The sequence below is a fragment of the Parafrankia discariae genome (genome assembly GCF_000373365.1).
GTDB classification, from domain to species: Bacteria; Actinomycetota; Actinomycetes; order Frankiales; family Frankiaceae; genus Parafrankia; species Parafrankia discariae.
The window spans coordinates 173,573-193,923 of record NZ_KB891241.1; the positions used below are offsets into that span (position 1 = coordinate 173,573).

The following is a 20,351-nucleotide window of genomic DNA, read 5'->3' on the forward strand; positions in this document are numbered from 1 at the left end:
TGGCCCCACCACACAACTCGCCGGCTGCGCGGCTCCGGCGCGGGACGTCCCGCGCCGGGAGAGCGGGCGGGCGGTCCGTGCACACTGGTCCCGTGCGACTGACCGAGTTCTGGGCGAACATGAACAAGCAGTTCGGCGCGGCGTACGCGGACTCGCTGGCCCGCGATCACGTGATCGCCGGGCTGGGTGGGGCGACCGTCGAGGGCGCGCTGGGCCGGGGCGACGACCTCAAACGGGTGTGGCGTGCCGTCTGCGACGAGTTCAACGTGCCGGCCCGCGACCGCTGACGCGGCGACCGCCGAGGCCCGCCCGTGGCCTGGCTGCCGGCTCGGTCACAGGCCCCTCGCCAGCCACCCTGCCGGCACCCTTGCCGGCTCGGCCGTCGGTCGGGCTCGTTCGGGCGGCGACGCTCGGCGTCGGGCGGCCCGGTGCGGCCACCCGCCGTGCCGGGGGTATGCGCGTGGTGTGCCGGAACCACCCGTTCGGGTGGGCACCGGCGTGTCGCTGCGGCTTCGAACGGATGTTCGGCTAGTGTTGTCCACATGCGCTCAGTTGTCCACAGAGGCCACCCGGCTATCGAAACTGTCGGACCCACCCCCTAGCGTCGGATCGTGGCCAAGACTCGAGGACCTCAGCCGGGAGTAACCCAAATGGTAGGACCCGACCGCGAGAAGGCGTTGGAGAACGCCCTTGCGCAGATCGACAAGCAGTTCGGCAAGGGCTCGATCATGCGGCTGGGTGACGACACCCGCCCGCCGATCCAGGTCATCCCGACTGGATCCATCGCCCTGGATGTCGCGCTCGGTATCGGGGGCTACCCTCGCGGGCGTGTCATCGAGATCTATGGGCCGGAGTCATCCGGAAAAACCACGGTCGCGCTGCACGCGGTGGCGAACGCGCAGGCGGCCGGCGGCATCGCGGCCTTCATCGACGCCGAGCACGCGCTTGATCCGGAGTACGCGGGGAAGCTCGGCGTCGACACCGACGCGCTGCTCATCTCCCAGCCCGACACGGGGGAGCAGGCGCTGGAGATCGCCGACATGCTGATCCGTTCCGGCGCGCTGGACATCATCGTCATCGACTCGGTCGCGGCGCTGGTACCGCGGGCCGAGATCGAGGGGGAGATGGGCGACAGCCACGTGGGTCTGCAGGCCCGGCTGATGTCGCAGGCGCTGCGGAAGATCACCGGGGCGCTCGCGAACTCCGGCACCACCGCCGTCTTCATCAACCAGCTCCGCGAGAAGGTCGGCGTCATGTTCGGCTCGCCGGAGACCACCACCGGCGGAAAGGCGTTGAAGTTCTACGCCTCCGTCCGGCTCGACGTACGCCGCATCGAGACGCTGAAGGACGGTGCCGAGGCGGTCGGTAACCGGACCAGGATCAAGGTGGTCAAGAACAAGATGGCCCCGCCGTTCCGGACCGCCGAGTTCGACATCGTCTACGGCGGCGGTATCAGCCGCGAGGGCTCCCTGATCGATATGGGCGTCGAGCACGGCATCATCCGCAAGTCCGGTGCCTGGTACACCTATGACGGCGACCAGCTCGGCCAGGGCAAGGAGAACGCGCGGTCATTCCTCCGCGACAACCCGGATCTGGCCAACGAGATCGAAAAGCGGATCAAGGAGAAGCTCGGTCTCTCCCCGACGCTGGACGCTGACGCTCCCGCACCGGTTCCGGTGGACCTCTGACCGGGGGAGCGGTGTCCCGGCAGGAGCCGTTCCCGGCGGCTGAGCCATGGGGGACCACGACGGGCTGGCCCGTGGCGGGTGAGGAGTCCACCGGGCCTGGCGGCGCGGGTGCGTCGCCGGCCCGGCAGGCGCGGGCGGCTCGATCCACGGCCGCCGCGGGGGCCGCGGGCGATGATGCTGTCGCCGTCGCGCGGGAGATCTGCCTGAGTCAGCTCGCGGCGCGGCCTCGCAGCCGGGCCGAGCTCGCCACCGTGCTGCGGCGGCGCGGCGTCGCGGACGATGTGGCAGAGCAGGTGCTCGACCGTCTGGTGGAGGTCGGCCTGATCGACGACGAGGCGTTCGCGGCCGCGTTCGTCTCCTCGGCTCGGGCGGGTCGGGGTCTGGGCCGCCGGGCCCTGGCGACCGAGCTGCGGCGGCGCGGTGTCGCGCCCGAGGCCTCGGAGACCGCCCTGGCGGCAGTGGGCGCCGAGGACGAGGAGGAGACCGCTCGCGCCCTGGTCGCCCGCCGCCTGCGCGCGATGGACGGCCTGCCCGCCCCGGTGCGGGTCCGTCGCCTCATCGCGTTGCTCGCTCGGAAGGGCTACGATCTCGAGCTCGCGCGCCGGGTGGTCACGGCCGCGGTACCGGACGCGGACGACGACGCGGACGGCGACGCGCACAGCCTGGACCAGCATCGGAGCGTCTGATCTGGGCCCGGGGCCGCCGCGCCGCCGAAAGGGTGGCGGTTCTGGTCCGAGGCCCCCGGGGCTCGCTGATGTTTTTCTTGACCGCATGAAAGCGGCAGATCTACCCTTCCACAAAGGTGCGAGGACTACCGCGCGTATGCGGTCCAGATAGCTGGCACAACTTCACATCAGGGCGAGCGTTCCTGCGGAACTCGGGCGTCGCGTGCCGGCACGGCCACGGCTTTCTACCCGTGCGTGCTGCTCACGGCCTGTTTTTCAGGGATCCGTCGATGCATGTGCTCGTCCAGTGCCTGGTCCGGTCCCGCGCCGCTCACGCCTGTCCTGACAGGTGCAGACGGAGGCGGGAGGAGCAACCGTGGGTGCCGCCCTCATCACGCTTCTCGTCCTGCTTCTCCTCGCCGTCAGCGGTCTGACACTGGTTCTGCTGCGCCTGGTACGGGCCGGTGGGCTGGGCGTGAGAGCCCGCGTCGACGATCTCACCGAGGTTCGGTCCTCCCGCGACGGCGAGTCGTCACCGGACGGCGGCCCTGGGGGAGACCCGAGGCCACTCGCGCCGAGCCCGTTGGCTTCCCCGGTCCCACACAGCGGGCCGGAGCCGGCCGTGCCGGCTTCGGAGGCCGTTCCGGAGCCGACCGTCGACTCTCCGGCCGCGACAGGTCCCGCGGATCCCGGATCGAGCAGCCCGGCCCCGGGCACACCCGGGCCGGTCGCGTCCGGGCCCGAGGGCTCCGCCGCGGCCGGCGCTGAGCTGGCCGGTACTGGTGCCGAGCTGGCTGGCTCCGAGCTGAGCGGTTCCGAGCTGAGCGGTTTCGAGCACGGTGCTTCCGGGACTTCCGAGTCGGGGAGACCCGCGGCCGTGGGTTCCGGCACCGGGTCCGGCGAACTGGCCGGCGCGGACCCGACGCCGACGCCGACCGTGACAGCGACGCCTTCCGCGACCGTGACGGTGACCGGGGCGAAGGTACCGACCCCACCGGCGACATCCGGTCCGTCCGCGGAACCGGGCTCGACCTCACCGGTTCGGAAGGGAACGACCCCGGGCACCGACGGCCCCGCCGCCCACGCGGCCACTGCGATCGAAACGCCCGAGTCCGAGATCACGTCGGCGATTTCCGCGCCCGGGACGACGGGCGGCGGGACTATCGAAGCCGGGACCGTCCGAGATGTGACGGCTGACGCCGGAACCACCGGAACCGGTGCCGACGATGTGCGGCCGGAGCCGGCGATCGCCGGTGCTGATCCCGGTTTGATCGGCGGTGCCGCGGTCGGTGCCGCCCGGGTCGAGCTCGCGCGGATCTCGACGATGGTCGCGGACCTCCGCCGGGAGGCACGCGACGTCGAGGAGGAGGCCGAGCGGATCCGGCGCCGGGCCGAGCAGGACGCCGTGGAGCAGACGGCGCGGGTGCGGCGGGAGGCCGAGCAGATCCGCCGGCACGCAGAGGAGGCCGCCGCGGCGATCAGGGAACGGGCGGTCGCGGACGCGGAGCTGCGGGCGTCGCGGGCGGAGGCGGCCGCCCGCGAGGTGATCCACGCGGAGCGCGAGCAGATCCGCGCCGAGCTCGACGAGGACCTGCGCACCCAGCGGACCGAGCTGCGTGGTTGGGACAGCCGGCTCACCCAGCGCGAGCAGCGGGTCGCCGACCAGGCCACCGGCGTGGAGGAGCGGCTGCGCCGGCTGGAGACCCGGGAGACCGAGATGGCCGTCCGCGAGGCCGGTCTGGACAGCCGTGAGTCGGATCTCGGCGAGCTGGAGGAGGCCCGGCGGCGCGAGCTGGAGCGGGTGGCGGGCCTGACCTCGACGGAGGCCCGGACCGAGCTGGTCAAGGTGGTCGAGGACCAGGCCAGGTTGGACGCCGCCGTCCGGGTGCGTGACATCGAGGCCCGGGCGGAGGAGGAGGCCGAGGACCGGGCGCGCCGGATCGTCACCCTGGCCATCCAGCGGGTCGCCTCGGACCAGACCGCCGAGTCCGTGGTGTCGGTGCTGCACCTGCCCAGCGACGAGATGAAGGGCCGCATCATCGGGCGCGAGGGCCGTAACATCCGCGCCTTCGAGTCCGTGACCGGCGTCAACGTGCTCATCGACGACACCCCGGAGGCGGTGCTGCTGAGCTGCTTCGATCCCGTGCGGCGGGAGATGGGGCGGATCACGCTGGCGGCGCTGGTGTCGGACGGTCGCATCCACCCGCACCGGATCGAGGAGGAGTACGCCCGGGCCGAGCGTGAGGTCGCCGCGAAGTGCGTGCGCGCCGGCGAGGACGCTCTGATCGACGTCGGCATCGCCGAGATGCATCCCGAGCTGATCAATTTGTTGGGCCGGCTCCGCTACCGCACCAGCTACGGGCAGAACGTGCTCGCGCACCTCGTCGAGAGCGCCCACCTGGCCGGGATCATGGCGGCCGAGCTGCGGCTGCCCCCGGCGATCGCGAAGCGCGGCACGCTCCTGCACGATCTCGGCAAGGCGTTGACACATGAGGTGGAAGGCTCGCACGCGATCGTCGGCGCGGAGATCGCCCGCCGCTACGGCGAGCACGAGGACGTCGTCCACGCCATCGAGGCGCATCACAACGAGGTCGAGCCGCGCTCCATCGGGGCGGTGCTGACCCAGGCCGCGGACCAGATCTCCGGCGGGCGTCCCGGGGCGCGTCGGGACAGCCTCGAGTCCTACGTCAAGCGCCTGGAGCGCATCGAGCAGATCGCCGCCGAGCGTCCCGGGGTGGAGAAGGTCTTCGCCATGCAGGCCGGCCGGGAGGTGCGGGTGATGGTCGTGCCCGAGCTGGTCGACGACGTGGCCGCCCACCTGCTCGCCCGGGACGTCGCCAAGCAGATCGAGGACGAGCTCACCTACCCGGGCCAGATCCGGGTCACCGTGGTCCGCGAGACCCGCGCCGTCGGCATGGCACGCTAGCCACCGCCGTCGCGGCGGTGGGTTGGTCGGGCATCGGCATTGGGCATCGGGCGTCGGGCGGTCGGCCGGCCCGGGTCAGCTCCGGCTGGCCGCGACGGGGCCGGCGGCGTCGGCGGCGTCCAGCAGGATGGGCGCGGAGCTGCCGAGGCGGTGGGCCTGGCGCCGCTCCAGCCAACGCGCGGTCAGCGACAGCGACAGGTTCACGATGATGTACATGACGGCCAGCACGGTGTACACGGGCAGGGCGTAGCGGCCGCCCAGGAACTCGACCGCGGACCGGCCCTGCCGCAGCAGCTCGGTGTACCCGATGACGAAGCCCAGCGAGGTGTCCTTCAGCAGCGTGACGAGCTGGCTGACCAGCGTCGGGCTCATCCGGCGCACGGCCTGCGGGAACTGGATCAGAGTGAAGATCTGGGTGCCGCGCAGGCCGAGCGCCGCCGCGGCCTCCGTCTGGCCCTTGTCGATGGACTGGATGCCCGCGCGGAAGATCTCGCTGAGCACGGCTCCGTTGTAGGCGGTCAGGCCGATCACGAGCGCCCAGAACGCCGAGAGGTTGACGCCGAGCTGCGGCAGGCCCAGGTAGGCGAAGAAGATCAGCATCAGCAGCGGCAGGCCGCGCAGCATCTCCACGACCGCCGCGGCCGGGACGCTGACCAGCCGGCGGTCCGACTGGCGGGCGAACGCGAGCGTGGTTCCCACCGCGACGGCGAGCACCATGCCGGTCGCGGCGGCGCGCAGCGTGTCGAGCAGGCCCTCCCACAGCAGCGTCCGCAGGTCGGGCTCGTCGAAGAAGACGCTCCACACCTCGCCGTCGAGCTGGCCCTTGTCCGACAGGCGGAGCACGGCGAGGACGACGAGTGCCGCCACCGCGGCGACCGCCACCACGCTCGCGATCAGAATGCGGCGCCGGCCCCGCGGGCCGGGGGGATCCGACAGCACGATGCTCATCGCGGGGTCCTCGTCAGCCGTCGTTCGGTGAGGCCGACCGCCCAGGCCAGGGACAGCGTCAGCACCAGGTAGCAGACGATGCCGGCGAGCAGGACGGCGATGACGTCACCGGGGTTCGCGGTGGTCAGCCGCTGACTGATCCCGGTCAGCTCCTGGACGCCGAACGCGGCGGCGATGGAGGTGTTGCGGATCAGCGCGCTGCCGACGCTGCCCAGCGGCTGGACCACGTTGCGGAACGCCTGTGGCAGCACGACGAGCCGCAGCGTCTGCGAGAAGGTCAGGCCCAGGGCCCGCGCGGCCTCCGCCTGGCCCGCGTCGACGCCGTTCACCCCGGAGCGCACGGCCTCGCAGACCAGCGCGGTGTGGTAGATCGTCAGCGCCATGACGGCGAACGTGAAGTAGCTGAAGACGATGTCGACCTGCGGCAGTACGAAGACCACGAAGAAGAACACGATGGTCAGCGGCGTGTTGCGGACGGTCTCCACGTAGGCCGTCCCCGCCCAGCGCAGCGGCGGGACCGGGCTGACCCGCATGGCCGCGAGGGCGGTCCCGAGGATCAGCGCGGCCACGGCTGCGAACAGGCTCAGCCGAAGCGTCTGGATGAACCCCTCGCGGAAGATGTCGAGGTTGTCGAGGACGGCGTCGATGTGCGACCACCCGTAGTCAGCTCGATGTTCGGATCGTTGCTCCGGGCACCCGGCCAGCCACGCGGTCTCGGTGGGAGGCCGGGCGCCCAGCGTCAGCGCCCGGCGTGCCGGGCTCTGATGATCAGTCTGAGGAGCAGGAGACGCGGGAGATCAGGAGGTGTAGCGGTCCACCACGGGAGGCGTGGGCATGTCCGGCTCGACCTTGCCGATCGTGTCCTTGTAGGCGGCCTCGTACCGACCGTCGGTGTACGCCGCCGTGAGCGTGTCGTTGATGAACGCGCGGAACTGGTCGTCGCCCTTGGCGAGGCCGATGCCGTAGGGCTCCGTGCTGAACGGCTCGCCGACCAGCTTGAAGGCGCCCGGGTCGGAGTTCATCAGGCCGAGCAGGATCGCGTTGTCGGTGGTGACCGCGTCCACCTGGCCGGCCTTGAGCGCCTCGGCGCACTTGCTGTAGACGTCGAACAGGGTCAGCTCGGCGTCCGGCGCCTCCGTGCGGATGCGCTCGGCCGGGGTGGAGCCGCTCACCGAGCAGACCTTCTTGCCCGCGAGCGTGTCCTTCCCGGTGATGGCGGTCTCCCCGGCCCGCACCATAAGCGTCTGACCGGCCACGTAGTACGGGCCGGCGAAGTCGACGACCTGCTTGCGCTTGTCGTTGATGGTGTAGGTGGCCACCACCAGGTCAACGCGGTGCTGCTCGATGAACGGCTCACGGTTGGCCGAGACCGTCTCGACGAACTTGACCTTGTCCGCGGGGATACCCAGCGCGTCGGTGATGATCTTGGCGATCTCGACGTCGAAGCCCTCCGGCTCGCCGCGCAGGTTCTTCAGGCCGAACAGCGGCTGGTCGAACTTCGTGCCGACGGTGATCGTGCCCGCCGCCTGGAGCTTGGCCATCGTGCTCCCCGCCGGGAACGTGGTGGCGGTGGCGGCGGCCGGCTCGTCGGAGCTGTCGTCGTCGCCGCAGGCGGCCAGCGCGAGCGAGCCGGCCAGTGCCGCGGCCAGTAGCAGAGCCGCGCCGCGCAACGGCCGCCGCGGGCGGGAACCCGCGGCCGCGCGGGTGGTGGACTCGGTTGTGTCGATGGCGTCCGTGGGGGCCGTTCGCCGTTTGCTACGGGTAAGCGACATGCGCATGGGCGATCCTTTCCAGAAGTGTGACGTCGGGATTCAGATAGCGCTTTCCGCGGCTACCGACCGCATCGCCGTAGGGGTGTTCGGTCCCACGATTCCAGCGGATGTGGCCGGCGAGTATCGGCTCCGCGACAGGCCGCCGAATCCGATCACGAACCGGCCGGGTCGGCTCCGGATCACGCCAGACCCCGGCGACGAGCCCGTTTCCGTCGGGTCGGGTCGCGTCGGGCGGATCCCACCGGGTCGGATCCCACCGGGTCAATGAGTGAGGACCTTTGCCAGGAAGTCGGCGGCGCGCTCACTCGCCGGCGCGGCGAAAAAGGTCTTCGGTGGGGCCACCTCGAGCAGTCGGCCGTCGGCCATGAACACCACGCGGTCGGCCGCCGAGCGGGCGAACCCCATCTCGTGCGTCACCACGATCATCGTCATACCGGACGCCGCCAGCGACCGCATGACGTCCAGAACCTCCTGGATCATCTCCGGGTCGAGCGCCGAGGTCGGCTCGTCGAAGAGCATCAGCTTCGGCTCCATCGCCAGCGCCCGGGCGATGGCCGCCCGCTGCTGCTGGCCGCCGGAGAGCTGGCGTGGGAGCCGGTCGGCCTTGTCCGCGATGCCGACGCGCTCCAACAGCGCCCGGGCCTTCTCCTCGGCCTCGGCGCGCCGGACACCGTTCACCCTGCGCGGGCCGAGCGTGATGTTGTCCAGGATCGTGCGGTGCGCGAACAGGTTGAACGACTGGAACACCATGCCGACCTGGGCGCGCATGCGGGCCAGCTCCCGGCCCTCGGCGGGCAGTGGGTGGCCGTCGAACGTGATGCGGCCCTCGTCGATGGTCTCCAGGCGGTTGACGCACCGGCACAGCGTGGACTTTCCCGAGCCGGAGGGGCCGATGACGCACACGACCTCACCGGCGTCGACCGCCAGGTTGATGTCGTTCAGGACACGGTTCTTCCCGAACGACTTACTGACACCTTCCAAGGTCACCAGTGGCATGCGGCCCTCCCGGCTCTTGTGGTCGACGGGAGGCGGGCGGATGCGGCCGCGACGGAGACGCCGGAAATCACGGCACCTGGATAGGCGGCGGCGAGTGGACGGCCTGAGGAGCACGGCTGACCGGAAGCGCGTGACCGACCTGGAGTGCACGACCGACCGGAATCGCGGGACGGACGGGCCTGAACGGGTTCCGGCCATCGCATCATGGTCGTGAACATTTTCGAATGCTACGCCCCGATCATCCGCGCTGGCGGTGTCCGCTCGGTGGTTTTACCTGTCGGGAACAGGATGTACCACGGGTGCGGCACGCCCGGTGGCGGTCCTGACGCACCCGGCACGTTCCGGGGCGAAGCGTCGATGCGCCGCGGACGTGCGACAGGCGCCAGCCTGCCCTGTCGCCCTGTCGCCCTGTCGCCCTGTCGCCCTGTCGCCCTGTCGCCCTGTCGTCTCGTCGGCCGATGGCACGGTTCGCAGGGGTCGGTCCCGGCGTGTCGAACGGTGTCCGGACGCGGGCCGTAGGCTGGGCGGGTGAGTGGCCGTAGCTACCAGGTCCGGACCTTCGGCTGTCAGATGAACGTGCACGACTCCGAACGGCTGGCCGGCCTCCTCGAGTCCGCCGGCTACGTTCCGGCCCCGGAGGGGTCCGACGCCGACGTCGTCGTGTTCAACACCTGCGCCGTCCGGGAGAACGCCGACAACCGGTTGTACGGAAACCTCGGTCATCTGTACCCGGCGAAGAAGAGCAACCCGGCGATGCAGATCGCGGTGGGTGGCTGTCTGGCGCAGAAGGACCGGTCGGTGATCCTGGACCGCGCGCCCTGGGTCGACGTCGTGTTCGGCACCCACAACATCCACCGGCTGCCGGTGCTGCTCGAACGGGCCCGGCACAACTCCGCCGCCCAGGTGGAGATCGCCGAGGCGCTCGAGGTCTTCCCGAGTAGCCTGCCGGCCCGCCGGGCCAGCCATCACTCGGCGTGGGTCAGCATCAGTGTGGGCTGCGACAACACCTGCACCTTCTGCATCGTGCCGAGCCTGCGCGGCGGCGAGCGCGACCGGCGCCCCGGCGACGTCCTGGCCGAGGTGGAGGCGCTGGTCGCCGAGGGCGCGCTGGAGATAACGCTGCTCGGCCAGAACGTGAACTCCTACGGGCGCTCACTGGGCGACCCGGGGGCGTTCGCGAAGCTGCTGCGCGCGTGCGGGCGGGTCGACGGGCTGGAACGGGTCCGTTTCACCTCGCCGCATCCCCGCGACTTCACCGATGACGTCATCGAGGCCATGGCGCAGACGCCGAACGTCTGCCCACAGCTGCACATGCCGCTGCAGTCGGGGTCGGACGCGGTGCTGCGCCGGATGCGGCGCAGCTACCGCCGGGAGCGTTTCCTCGGCATCGTCGAGCGGGTCCGCGCGGCCATGCCGGACGCCGCGATCAGCACCGACATCATCGTCGGGTTCCCGGGGGAGACCGAGGCCGACTTCGCCGACACCCTGGACGTCGTCCGCACCGCGCGTTTCGCCGGGGCGTTCACCTTCAAGTACTCCCCCCGTCCCGGCACGCCCGCGGCCGAGATGGACGGCGCGGTCGATCCCGCCGTGGTCTCCGAGCGCTACGGGCGGCTCGCGAGCCTGCAGGACGAGATGTCGTGGGCGGAGAACCGGGCGCAGGTCGGGCGTCGGGTCGAGATCGTCGTGGCCGAGGGGGAGGGCCGCAAGGACTCCGCCACCGGCCGGCTCTCCGGCCGCGCCCGCGACGGCCGCCTCGTCCACCTGCTGGTGACCGGGCCGCACGCGCAGGACGGGCTCGTCCGGCCGGGCGATGTCGTCGAGACCGTGGTGACCAGGGGCGCGCCGCACCACCTGACGGCGGACGGCCCGCTGCTCGCCCACCGCCGCACCCGCGCCGGCGACGCCTGGGCCGCCGGCCGCGCCATCGCCGGTGACACCGGGCCCGCCGGCACTGGTGCCGGTGACACCGGTGCCGGCGACACCGGGCGTCCGGGCGGTCCCGCGGTCTCCCTGGGGATGCCGCAGCTGCGCCCGAGCGCCCCCGCCGCGCGGTGACCCTGGTCGCCGCGGCCGTCTGCCCGCATCCGCCGCTGCTCGTTCCGCAGGTCGCCGGGGTCGACCCGATCGAGGTCCGGGATCATGCCCGCGCGGCCGTCGCCCGGCTGTGCGCCCTGGCGCCCGACCACATCGTGGTCGTCGGCGACGACGCCTCGGACGCCAGCTACGACGGATCGGCCGTCGGCACGCTGGCCGGGTTCGGGGTGGGTCTGAGCTTCCCGCTCGGGACGTCCGGCGTGGGTCCGGCTGTGCTCCCGCTGTCGCTCACCATCGGTGCCTGGCTGCTGCGCGAGGCGGGCTGGACCGGGCGGTGCTCGGCCCGCGGCGTGCCGGCGACGACCCGGCCGGCGGCCGCCGCCGCGCTCGGCGCCGACCTCGTCGCCGCCGCGGCGGCGGACGGATTCCGGCTCGCCTTGCTGATCATGGGTGACGGCAGTGCCCGGCGGACGGTGAAGGCCCCCGGCAGCCTGGACCCGCGGGCCGCCGCGTACGACGCCGCGGTCTCCGCCGCGCTCGCCACACTGGACGTCGCCGCGCTGCTCGCCCTGGATCCCGCGCTCGCGGCCGACCTGCTCGTGCCGGGCCGCGCGTCCTGGCAGGTCCTCGCCGGCGCGGTGCGCCGCGCGACGCCGGGGGACCCGGCCCGGTCCTGGACGAGCCTGCTCCGCTACGACGACGCCCCGTTCGGGGTCGGCTACCTGGTCGCCGGGTGGGAGCGGGTGGACGGCGACCACGCTGTGGAAAAGCACGCCGAGGAAAACCGCGCCGAGGAAAACCGCGCGGCGGGAAGCCACGCCGACGGGCGGGAGGGGCGTGCCACCGCGCGGAGCGGCCGGTGACCGCAGCCCGCGACGGCCGGGCCGGGCCGGTCATCGCCGTCGTCGGCCCGACCGGCGTCGGCAAGAGCGATCTGGCGGTCGAGATCGCCCGCGAGCTCGACGGAGAGATCGTCAACGCCGACTCGATGCAGCTCTACCGGGGGATGGACATCGGCACGGCGAAGATCCCGCTGGTCGAGCGCCGCGGCGTGCCCCACCACCTGCTGGACGTCTGGGAGATCACCCGCACCGCGGACGTCGCCAGCTACCAGACCGACGCCCGGCGGGTCGTCGACGGCCTGCTCGCCGCCGGCCGGGTGCCGATCCTCGTCGGCGGATCCGGCCTGTACGTGCGGGCGGTCCTGGACAATCTGTCATTTCCCGGTACCGACCCGGCCGTCCGGGCCCGGCTCGAACGCGAGCTCGCCGAGGTCGGGCCGGGGCCGCTGCACGAGCGCCTGACCGGGCTGGCGCCGACCGCCGCGGCGGCGATCCTGCCCGGCAACGGGCGGCGGATCGTGCGGGCCCTCGAGGTCGTCGAACTCACCGGTACCTTCGAGGCAACTTTGCCCGAATATCAAGCGGTATATGACGTCGTCCAGCTCGGTCTGGACCGCCCGGACCTGGACCTGAGGCTCGCCGAGCGGGTGGAGCTGATGTGGCGCGCGGGCTTCGTCGACGAGGTCGTGGCGCTCGCGCGGGCCGGGCTGCGCGACGGGCGGACCGCCTCGCGGGCCCTCGGGTACGCGCAGATCCTGGCCGTTCTCGACGGCGCAATGGACTCCATGGACACGGCCAAACAGGCCACAACAACGGCCACCAGGCGCTTCGCCCGTCGGCAAAGGTCCTGGTTCCGGCGTGATCCGCGGATATCCTGGCTGGAATTTCCAGACGTCGCCGCGGCGCTCGCCGAGGTACGACGTCTGGTGGGTTCGCGCTGAACAGTGAGTTCACTCTGACAGTGGGTTGGCTCTGACAGTGAGTTCACTCTGACAGCGGGTTCGCTCTGACGTGTGGCCGGCCCAGCGCCGCGGGAGCTCCGCCTGACCCGTCGGCCCGGGTGCCGGCCCATCCCGGCGTCTGGAGAGTCCGACGTGACCGCGCTCGACCTTGCCCTGGTTCCCGCGCTGTACGCCTCGTTCGACGACGGTTCGCTGCGCCTGCACTACCAGCCGGACGTCGACCTGCGTAACGGGTCCGTTCCGGGGATGCAGGCGCGGCCCCGCTGGGCGCACGCCGAGTTCGGCCTGCTCGGCCCGGCGGACTTCATGCGTGTCGCCGAGGCCGCCGGACTGGTCGGCCAGGTGCACCAGTGGGTGCTGCGGATGGCGGTGACCGAGGCCCGCACCTGGCATCGGATGGCCGCGGGCACCTCGGTCCGCCCCCCGCGGCTGTGGGTGCGCATCGACGGCCGCCACCTTGCCCGCCCCGAGTTCCTCGCCGAGGTGGAGCGACTGGTGCTGGGTCGGTCGCTGCCGCCGGGCGCCGTCGGCCTGCAGTTCACCGAGGACACACTGGCGTTCGCGCCACCCGCGCTGCCCCGGCTGCTGACGCGGCTGCGGGATCTCGGCGTCGCGGTGGGCGTCGACGCGTTCGGGACGTGGTACGGCTCGTTGTCCACTCTGGACGTGCTCCCACTGGACCTGGTGCGGATCGACGGTCGGTTCCTGCGGGCGACGATCCGCGACCTGGAGGGCGAGGCGGCCTTCGCCTCCCTGGTGGGGGTGGCGCACCGCCGGCGCATGGTCGTCGTCGCCGAGGACGTCGACACCGCGGGGCTGGCGGACCGGGTCGGCCGGTTGGACTGCGACCGGGTGTCCGGGCCGCTGTTCTGCCCGCCGGTGCCGGTGGAGGACGCCCGGATGATCGCGCTCGGCCGGGGCCGGCCGGACAGGTGGTACAAGCCGTCCGCCGAGACCCGGGCCGAGCCTCGCGCCGAGACCGGCTTCCGGCCGGCGAGCGAACCCGGTCCGCGTCGTGAACCGGCGGCTCCTCCGGCTCCTTCGGGTCCCTCCGGCCACCCGCGTGTCGCCACCCGGCCGGGCCGGCCCACCGGGCATCCGGGTGGTTCCGGGCGAGGGGACAGATCCTGGGCGGGTGCCGCGGGGTGAGTGGGCCCCGGCCGTACGATCGCGGCGTGCGCTTCGTCAAGGGACACGGAACGGGCAACGACTTCGTCATCCTGCCGGATGCCGACGGCGAGCTCGACCTCAGCCCCGCGCTGGTGCGGGCGCTGTGCCACCGGGGCACCGGCATCGGTGCTGACGGCGTGCTGCGGGTCGTGCTGACCGCCGCCGAGCCCGCTGGTGCCGCCGCGCTCACCGCCGGCGGCGGTGAGCGCGCGGCGGCCCGCTGGTTCATGGACTACCGGAACGCCGACGGGTCGATCGCCGAGATGTGCGGCAACGGGATCCGGGTGTTCGCCCGTTATCTCGTCGACGCCGGCTACGCCGCGCCCGGCCGTCTCGTCATCGCCACCCGGGCCGGCCTGCGGGCGGTCGAGGTGCCGGCGGACGGCGACGTCACCGTCGAGATGGGGCCGCCCGAGCTCGCCGCCGGCCCGGTGCCGGTCACGGTCGCCGGGCGGGAGTTCGCCGCCGTACCGGTTTCGATGGGGAATCCGCACGCGGTCTGCTTCGCCGACGACCTCGACCCGGCCGGCCTGGCGCGTCTCGACCTGCGCGCCCCGGCCTACCCGGCCGCCGCCTTCCCCGAGGGCGTGAACGTCGAGGTGGTCGTACCGGCCCCGGACGGGGTCGCCATGCGGGTCTTCGAGCGGGGCGTCGGTGAGACCGCGTCCTGCGGCACCGGCGCCTGTGCCGTCGCCGTGGCCTGGGCGACCCGCAACGACGTCGGGCCGCCCGCGCGGGTCGCGGTCGATCTGCCCGGCGGGCGGTTGACCGTCGGCTGGCGGGAGTCGACCGTCCTGCTCAGTGGCCCGGCCGTGCTGGTGTCGGACGGTGTCCTTCGTCCCGACTGGCTGCGCGCGGCGGGTGGTCCCGTCCCGGTGGCTCCCGGCGGCGAGCGGCGTCCGAGCGCTGTCGGCGCCGGCTGAGCGGGGCCGGGAGCGGCCGGGCGGGGTCGGGTGTGGACCGCCGGGTGTCCGGTGCGGATCCGCCGATGTCGCCCGTGGCGGGCGCCGCCTGGTAAAGGGCTCGCGATCGTGGGTACGCCGTGTCACGCTGAGGGCGACGGTGTTCCGTCGGCCGGGTTCGCCCGGCCGGCGGGGCGAGGCAGTGCCGTCCCGGCCGGGGCGGACTGGAATGACGCGGTCACCGTGCCGCGTTGAGAACGGATGGTATGAGTCTTCGCGCTGACGCCGCTGTGGCGTCCACCCGGCATCTGAAACTGCGTTCCGACGGAAGCGACGGTCACGACGACCACGAGGGTCACGAGGGTCGTGACGTCACCGCGCTCGCCCTGGCCGAGACCGACGGGTTCTCGTTCTTCGACGAGGAGGGCGACGGGCTCGACCTGGCGGACCGTGGCGCGCTGCGCCGCGTCCCGGGCCTCACCACCGAGCTCGAGGACGTCACCGAGGTCGAGTACCGCCAGCTCCGCCTGGAACAGGTCGTTCTGATCGGGGTGTGGACGTCGGGCTCGCAGGTCGAGGCCGAGGCGTCCATGGCGGAGCTGGCCGCGCTCGCGACCACCGCCGGGTCGGTGGTGCTCGACGCGCTCGTGCAGCGCCGGGACCGGCCCGACGCGGCGACCTTCGTCGGCTCCGGCAAGGCCAAGGAGCTGGCCGAGATCGTGCTGGCGACCGGCGCGGACACGGTGATCTGCGACGGCGAGCTGACCCCCGGCCAGCTGCGCCAGCTCGAGGAGGTCGTCAAGGTCAAGGTGATCGACCGGACGGCGCTGATCCTCGACATCTTCGCCCAGCACGCGACCTCGCGCGAGGGCAAGGCGCAGGTCGAGCTCGCCCAGCTGCAGTACATGCTGCCGCGGCTGCGTGGCTGGGGTGAGTCGATGTCCCGGCAGGCCGCCAGCGGCGGCCGGGCACCGATCGGTACCCGCGGCCCCGGTGAGACGAAGATCGAGACCGACCGTCGGCGGCTGCGCGCGCGCATCACCAGGCTGCGCCGTGAGCTCACCGGGATGGCCACCGTCCGGGCGACGAAGCGGTCGTCGCGCCGCCGCGGCGCCGTTCCCGCCGTCGCGATCGCCGGCTACACCAACGCCGGGAAGTCGTCGCTGCTCAACCGGCTGACCGGGGCGGGTGTCCTGGTCGAGGACGCGCTGTTCGCGACCCTCGACCCGACGGTGCGCCGGGCCACGCTGCCCGACGGCCGGGTGTTCACCCTGGCCGACACGGTCGGCTTCGTGCGCCACCTGCCGCACCAGATCGTCGAGGCGTTCCGCTCGACGCTCGAGGAGGTGGTGGACGCCGACCTCGTCCTGCACGTCGTCGACGGCTCGGCCCCGGACCCGATGGGGCAGATCTCGGCCGTGCGCGAGGTGCTCGCCGAGATCGACGCGGCCGGGGTCCCCGAGCTCATCGTGGTCAACAAGACGGACGCGGTCGACCCGACCACGCTCGCCGTCCTGCGCCAGGCGGTGCCGGACGCCGTCTTCGTCTCGGCCCGGTCCGGGGCGGGGCTGCAGGAGCTGGTGGACGCGCTCTCGGCGCGGATACCGCACCCGGAGGTCGAGATGTCGCTGCTGGTCCCCTACACCAGGGGCGATCTCGTCTCCCGCATCCACCAGATCGGCGAGGTGCTCCGGGTCGAGCACACCGGCAGGGGCACCGAGGTCGCCGCACGTGTGCCGGTGGGCCTGGCGGCCGAGCTGGAGCCGTTCCGCGCCTGACACCGGCCCTGACAGCCGCCCGGCCCTGCCAGCCAGCCTCGCTGGGCGGCTGGTGGCTGGACCAGCCGGCTGAACACCGCCGCCCGGCCTGAACACCGCACCGGTCAGACGTCCGACGTCTGACCGGTGCCTGTCACGCCCTGCCCGGCCGGCCGCGCGCCGGGATCAGACCCGGCGCATCACCGCCACGATCCGGCCGAGGATGGTCGCGTCCTCGGCCGGGATGTCCGAGAAGGTGGGGTTCTCCGGCGCCAGCCACACCCGGCCGTCCCGCTGCCGGAACCGCTTGACCGTGGCCTCTCCGTCGATCATCGCCGCGACGATCTCGCCGTTGTCGGCCACCGGCTGCTGCCGGACGACGACGAAGTCACCGTCACAGATGGCGGCGTTGATCATCGACTGGCCGACCACCCTGAGCAGGAACAGGGTGCCCTCGCCGACGATCTCCTTCGGCAGCGGGTAGATGTCCTCGATCGCCTGCTCGGCGAGGATCGGCCCGCCGGCCGCGATCCGCCCCACCAGCGGGACGTAGGTCGGCGTGCCGGCCTCCAGCGCCGTGGCCCCGGCGGGTGCCGCCGCGGCACCCGCGCGGGAGCGCCCGCCGGTCTTCGCCCCGCCGATCGGAAGCACCTCCATCGCCCGCGGCCGGTTCGGGTCGCGCCGGAGGAACCCCTTCTCCTGCAGCACCTTGAGCTGGTGCGCCACGCTGCTGGTGCTGGTCAGGCCGACGGCCTCGCCGATCTCCCGGACGCTCGGCGGGTATCCGCGCCGCTCCACCGCGGACCGGATGACCTCGAGTACCTTCTTCTGCCGTTGCGTCAGGCCCGAGGCGTCCGCGGGGCTGTCGGGGAAGTCCCGCACGTTGCCACGGGTGTCACCTCGGCGGGTACCCCGTTCCTGGCTGGTCATCGCCTACCGCTCTCCTGTCGATGCTTCCGCCTGGTGGATGATGCCACCGGCGGCTGCCGCGGACCGGGTGGTCGACGGCCCGGCTCCGCCAACACCCACCCGGTCGTTCCAATGCTTTGTCCGATTAGTAACTTTTTATCGGTTCGGCTGATCGGTTTGGTGGGGTCCTTCGTGCTCGGTCCATCTCGCGGTCCATCTCGCGGTCGATCTCGCACGATCGTCCACAACTGATCGTCCTTGACGGTAGTCGGCCGATCGCCGAATCTCAAACGTCTGTTCGAGCGTGTCGGGGGAAGTGTGCGTGGCGGCCGTGCAAGAATCGCTCAGGCGTTCGATCGAACAAGTGTTCGTGCCTGGGAGGTTGGCATGACCGACGGTGGCGGTGCGGCCGGTGGGAATGCGTCGGTTCGACGGGGTCACCCGGTGTCCCGCGGCTGCGCGGCGCGGCAGGGTCCGCGGGTGGCGACGGGTGCGCGGGGCGTGCGCGGAGCGCGCGGTGTGCGCGGGGCCGCGGTGGGCGGAGTCGCCGTTCGTGGTCGCGGGGTGCGGGGGGTGGCGGTGCGCGGTGTGGGTCGCGTGCCGGTAGGGCACCCGGTCCGCTCTCGTGGCGCCCGGTGTGGTCTGCCGGTGGCGGCTCCCGTCGCCACGGCCCCGCCTGGCGAGTCCGGGCGGCGCGGTGAGTCGAGGTCCGAGGGGGCCGGAGGACGCGGGGCCAGCGTCATAGAGATGCCCGGGATGTGGTGGCGTGTGGCCGCCGTCGGGTTGGCCCCGGCCGAGCCGGCCCCCGGCCCGCGACCTCGCCCACAACCTCGTCCGCCTCGTCCGCGGCCCCGTCCGCGACCCGGGTCGCGGGCCGGCCGGCGGGGGAGGCCGGGCGCCCGGCCGCCGCTGCGGCTGACCAGGCGCGGCCGGATCGTCGTGGTGGCGCTGGCGAGCACCCTGCTCGGCCTGGTCTTCTCTCTGGCGCTGGTGACCACGTCACAGGCGTTCACCGGCGTCCCGGTGAGCTACCGGACGCACGTCGTCCGGTCCGGGGAGACGCTCTGGGAGATCGCCCACGACGTCGCCCCCGAGGCGGACGCCCGCGACACCGTCCGCGGGCTCATGACCCTGAACGGCCTCGACACGGTGACGCTCATGCCCGGTCAGGAGCTCCGGCTGCCCTGACCCGGCTCCCCTGCCGCGGCCCCTGGGCCCCGAGGGCTCGACAGCGCGGCGGTTCGGCGTGCCCGGTGCGCTCGGCGTGCCAGATGTCGCGGATGGCCCCTGCCGGGGGCACGTCCGGCTGTCGCCGCCGAGGGTGTGTCGGGCCGGTGTCACGGCCTGTCGTGGCGTCGGCGCGGGCTGGCGAAAACACACCCGAGGACCACACGCGCCGGAGGGGCCGGTGTCGGATCTGTCGGTGGTGTGCGCTACGGTGGACACAACATCTTGTAGTTGCAGCACCGCAAGTCATCCACAGGTTGTTGCACAGGTAATCCACAGAGCCTTGACCGTCTGTCCACAGGGCCGTCGGTCGAAGTGACGGAACCCAGTCGGACGCACCCCGCGGGCGGCAGGGCCAGCCTGCCCGGGGTTGAGGGGAGCGGACCATGCGGTGCCCTTTCTGCCGGCATCCCGACAGCCGTGTCGTCGACAGCAGGGAGGCCGAGGAAGGCGCCGCGATCCGGCGCCGGCGGTCGTGTCCGGCCTGTGGCCGTCGGTTCACGACCATGGAGGAGGCCTCCTTGCGGGTCCGTAAGCGCAGCGGGGCCACCGAGCCCTTCAGCCGCGCGAAGGTGATCGTGGGAGTGCGCAAGGCGTGCCAGGGCCGCCCCGTCCGGTCGGACGATCTGGCGCTGCTGGCGGAGCGGGTCGAGGAGACGGTGCGCTCCTCGGGTTCCGCGGAGGTGGCCGCCGAGGATGTCGGCCGAGCGATCCTCGGCCCCCTCCGGGAGCTGGACGAGGTGGCCTATCTCCGCTTCGCCTCCGTCTATCTGGCGTTCGAGTCGCTCGGCGACTTCGAGGCGGCGATCGCGGCCCTGCGCGCCGAGTCGGCTGGCAGCGGCGAGCCGCCCGCCGCCGGGAAGCCGACCGCGGTGTCGGCGGCCACCCGGGCCTCAGCCGTCGTCGTTCCGGTGACCACGGGCCCACGGGCGGCGGCCGGCCCCTGACGGCCGGCCCGAGGTCCCGGAACCGGGATCCGGGCGTCCCACCAGTCATCCAGCCCGATTCGCGCCGGCCCCACGAACCCGGGCCGGTGGGCCGCCTGCCGACTCCGGCATCACGGGGGCCGGTCGCGAGAAAGGCCCGCGGCGCGCTCCGGTGAGCCTCCAGGCCCGTGTACCGGCCTGGAACGGAACCGGCCTGGAGCCGTGTCGGTGCGGAACCGGAGCCCCACCCGCCTCGGAGCCCCACCGGTCCCGGAGTCGTGACGGTTTCGGGCGGCGGTGGTCCGTGTACTGCCTGAGGTCACGGGAGCCGCCCACGGCGCACGTATTACAGGCATCGGCGCACGCGCCGCGGCCAGCACCTTCGCACCTGATGTTCGGACCCGACCACCAGTGCCCCCGCCCGCCCCCGACCCGATCCCGTCCGGCGCGGCCACGGGCATCGAGCGCCACCAGCCGGACCGGCCCCCGGGTACGCCGCGGTGCCCGCTGTGCCTGTCAGGGCCCGGCCAGGTCCGGCACGGCCTCAAGCCATACACACCGTCTCAGACCACACGCACCCGGCCGATCAGCGGAACAGCTGGTCCGGCCATCCCACCCTGCACT

17 protein-coding genes are annotated in these 20,351 nt (G+C 72.7%); 12 read left to right on the forward strand and 5 right to left on the reverse strand.

The window, feature by feature from the left end; genetic code table 11:
* Nucleotides 1-92: 92 nt before the first annotated feature.
* The 4 genes from B056_RS0125165 to rny all read left to right on the forward strand — a co-directional run bounded on the left by B056_RS0125165 (nt 93) and on the right by rny (nt 5,279).
* The gene (locus tag B056_RS0125165) at nt 93-287 is read left to right on the forward strand and encodes a DUF3046 domain-containing protein (RefSeq protein ID WP_018504625.1); all 195 of its coding nucleotides are present in this window, start codon (nt 93-95) and stop codon (nt 285-287) included.
* Nucleotides 288-650: 363 nt separating this feature from the next.
* Entirely contained in the window at nt 651-1,688 is a 1,038-nt protein-coding gene (gene recA / locus B056_RS0125170; protein ID WP_018504626.1) for a recombinase RecA, read from the forward strand.
* 71 nt (nt 1,689-1,759) lie between these two features.
* On the forward strand, nt 1,760-2,374 hold the full coding sequence (gene recX, locus B056_RS0125175) for a recombination regulator RecX (protein WP_018504627.1): 615 nt from the start codon (nt 1,760-1,762) through the stop codon (nt 2,372-2,374).
* A gap of 355 nt (nt 2,375-2,729) precedes the next feature.
* Nucleotides 2,730-5,279 (forward strand): ribonuclease Y, encoded by a 2,550-nt coding sequence (rny, locus tag B056_RS45825; protein ID WP_018504628.1) that lies wholly within the window; start codon nt 2,730-2,732, stop codon nt 5,277-5,279.
* 75 nt (nt 5,280-5,354) lie between these two features.
* Here the strand turns inward: rny and B056_RS0125185 are convergent, their stop codons facing one another.
* The 4 genes from B056_RS0125185 to B056_RS0125200 all read right to left on the reverse strand — a co-directional run bounded on the left by B056_RS0125185 (nt 5,355) and on the right by B056_RS0125200 (nt 8,995).
* Nucleotides 5,355-6,227 carry an amino acid ABC transporter permease gene (locus B056_RS0125185; protein ID WP_018504629.1) on the reverse strand — a complete coding sequence of 291 codons (873 nt, stop codon included), beginning with the start codon at nt 6,225-6,227 and terminating at the stop codon, nt 5,355-5,357.
* On the reverse strand, nt 6,224-6,874 hold the full coding sequence (locus B056_RS0125190) for an amino acid ABC transporter permease (RefSeq protein ID WP_051105733.1): 651 nt from the start codon (nt 6,872-6,874) through the stop codon (nt 6,224-6,226). The genes B056_RS0125185 and B056_RS0125190 overlap by 4 nt, the downstream gene beginning before the upstream one ends.
* Before the next feature lie 150 nt (nt 6,875-7,024).
* On the reverse strand, nt 7,025-8,005 hold the full coding sequence (locus B056_RS0125195; protein WP_018504631.1) for a glutamate ABC transporter substrate-binding protein: 981 nt from the start codon (nt 8,003-8,005) through the stop codon (nt 7,025-7,027).
* A gap of 255 nt (nt 8,006-8,260) precedes the next feature.
* Complete coding sequence (locus B056_RS0125200; protein ID WP_018504632.1) at nt 8,261-8,995, reverse strand: amino acid ABC transporter ATP-binding protein; 735 nt, start codon at nt 8,993-8,995, stop codon at nt 8,261-8,263.
* 528 nt (nt 8,996-9,523) lie between these two features.
* Here B056_RS0125200 and miaB point away from each other — a divergent pair.
* From miaB to hflX, 6 genes are all read left to right on the forward strand, one after another.
* The gene (miaB, locus tag B056_RS0125205; RefSeq protein WP_018504633.1) at nt 9,524-11,053 is read left to right on the forward strand and encodes a tRNA (N6-isopentenyl adenosine(37)-C2)-methylthiotransferase MiaB; all 1,530 of its coding nucleotides are present in this window, start codon (nt 9,524-9,526) and stop codon (nt 11,051-11,053) included.
* On the forward strand, nt 11,050-11,895 hold the full coding sequence (locus tag B056_RS0125210) for a class III extradiol ring-cleavage dioxygenase family protein (RefSeq protein WP_018504634.1): 846 nt from the start codon (nt 11,050-11,052) through the stop codon (nt 11,893-11,895). Before miaB ends, B056_RS0125210 begins: the two co-directional genes overlap by 4 nt.
* On the forward strand, nt 11,892-12,815 hold the full coding sequence (gene miaA / locus B056_RS0125215; RefSeq protein WP_018504635.1) for a tRNA (adenosine(37)-N6)-dimethylallyltransferase MiaA: 924 nt from the start codon (nt 11,892-11,894) through the stop codon (nt 12,813-12,815). The genes B056_RS0125210 and miaA overlap by 4 nt, the downstream gene beginning before the upstream one ends.
* Nucleotides 12,816-12,968: 153 nt before the next feature.
* Nucleotides 12,969-13,985, forward strand: coding sequence for an EAL domain-containing protein (locus tag B056_RS0125220; RefSeq protein ID WP_018504636.1), 1,017 nt, complete (start codon nt 12,969-12,971; stop codon nt 13,983-13,985).
* 26 nt (nt 13,986-14,011) lie between these two features.
* The gene (gene dapF, locus B056_RS0125225; protein ID WP_018504637.1) at nt 14,012-14,929 is read left to right on the forward strand and encodes a diaminopimelate epimerase; all 918 of its coding nucleotides are present in this window, start codon (nt 14,012-14,014) and stop codon (nt 14,927-14,929) included.
* 245 nt (nt 14,930-15,174) lie between these two features.
* A complete protein-coding gene (gene hflX, locus B056_RS0125230; protein WP_026240128.1) occupies nt 15,175-16,686 on the forward strand; it encodes a GTPase HflX in 1,512 nt (503 codons plus the stop codon).
* A 165-nt stretch (nt 16,687-16,851) separates the two neighbouring features.
* Here the strand turns inward: hflX and lexA are convergent, their stop codons facing one another.
* Nucleotides 16,852-17,595: a transcriptional repressor LexA gene (gene lexA / locus B056_RS0125235; RefSeq protein ID WP_018504639.1), complete on the reverse strand. Its 744-nt coding sequence runs from the start codon at nt 17,593-17,595 to the stop codon at nt 16,852-16,854.
* Nucleotides 17,596-18,516: 921 nt separating this feature from the next.
* Between lexA and B056_RS44745 the strand changes: the two genes are divergently transcribed.
* Entirely contained in the window at nt 18,517-18,762 is a 246-nt protein-coding gene (locus tag B056_RS44745; protein WP_230203173.1) for a LysM peptidoglycan-binding domain-containing protein, read from the forward strand.
* Between the two features lie 425 nt (nt 18,763-19,187).
* The gene (gene nrdR / locus B056_RS0125245) at nt 19,188-19,748 is read left to right on the forward strand and encodes a transcriptional regulator NrdR (protein ID WP_018504641.1); all 561 of its coding nucleotides are present in this window, start codon (nt 19,188-19,190) and stop codon (nt 19,746-19,748) included.
* Nucleotides 19,749-20,351: the final 603 nt, after the last annotated feature.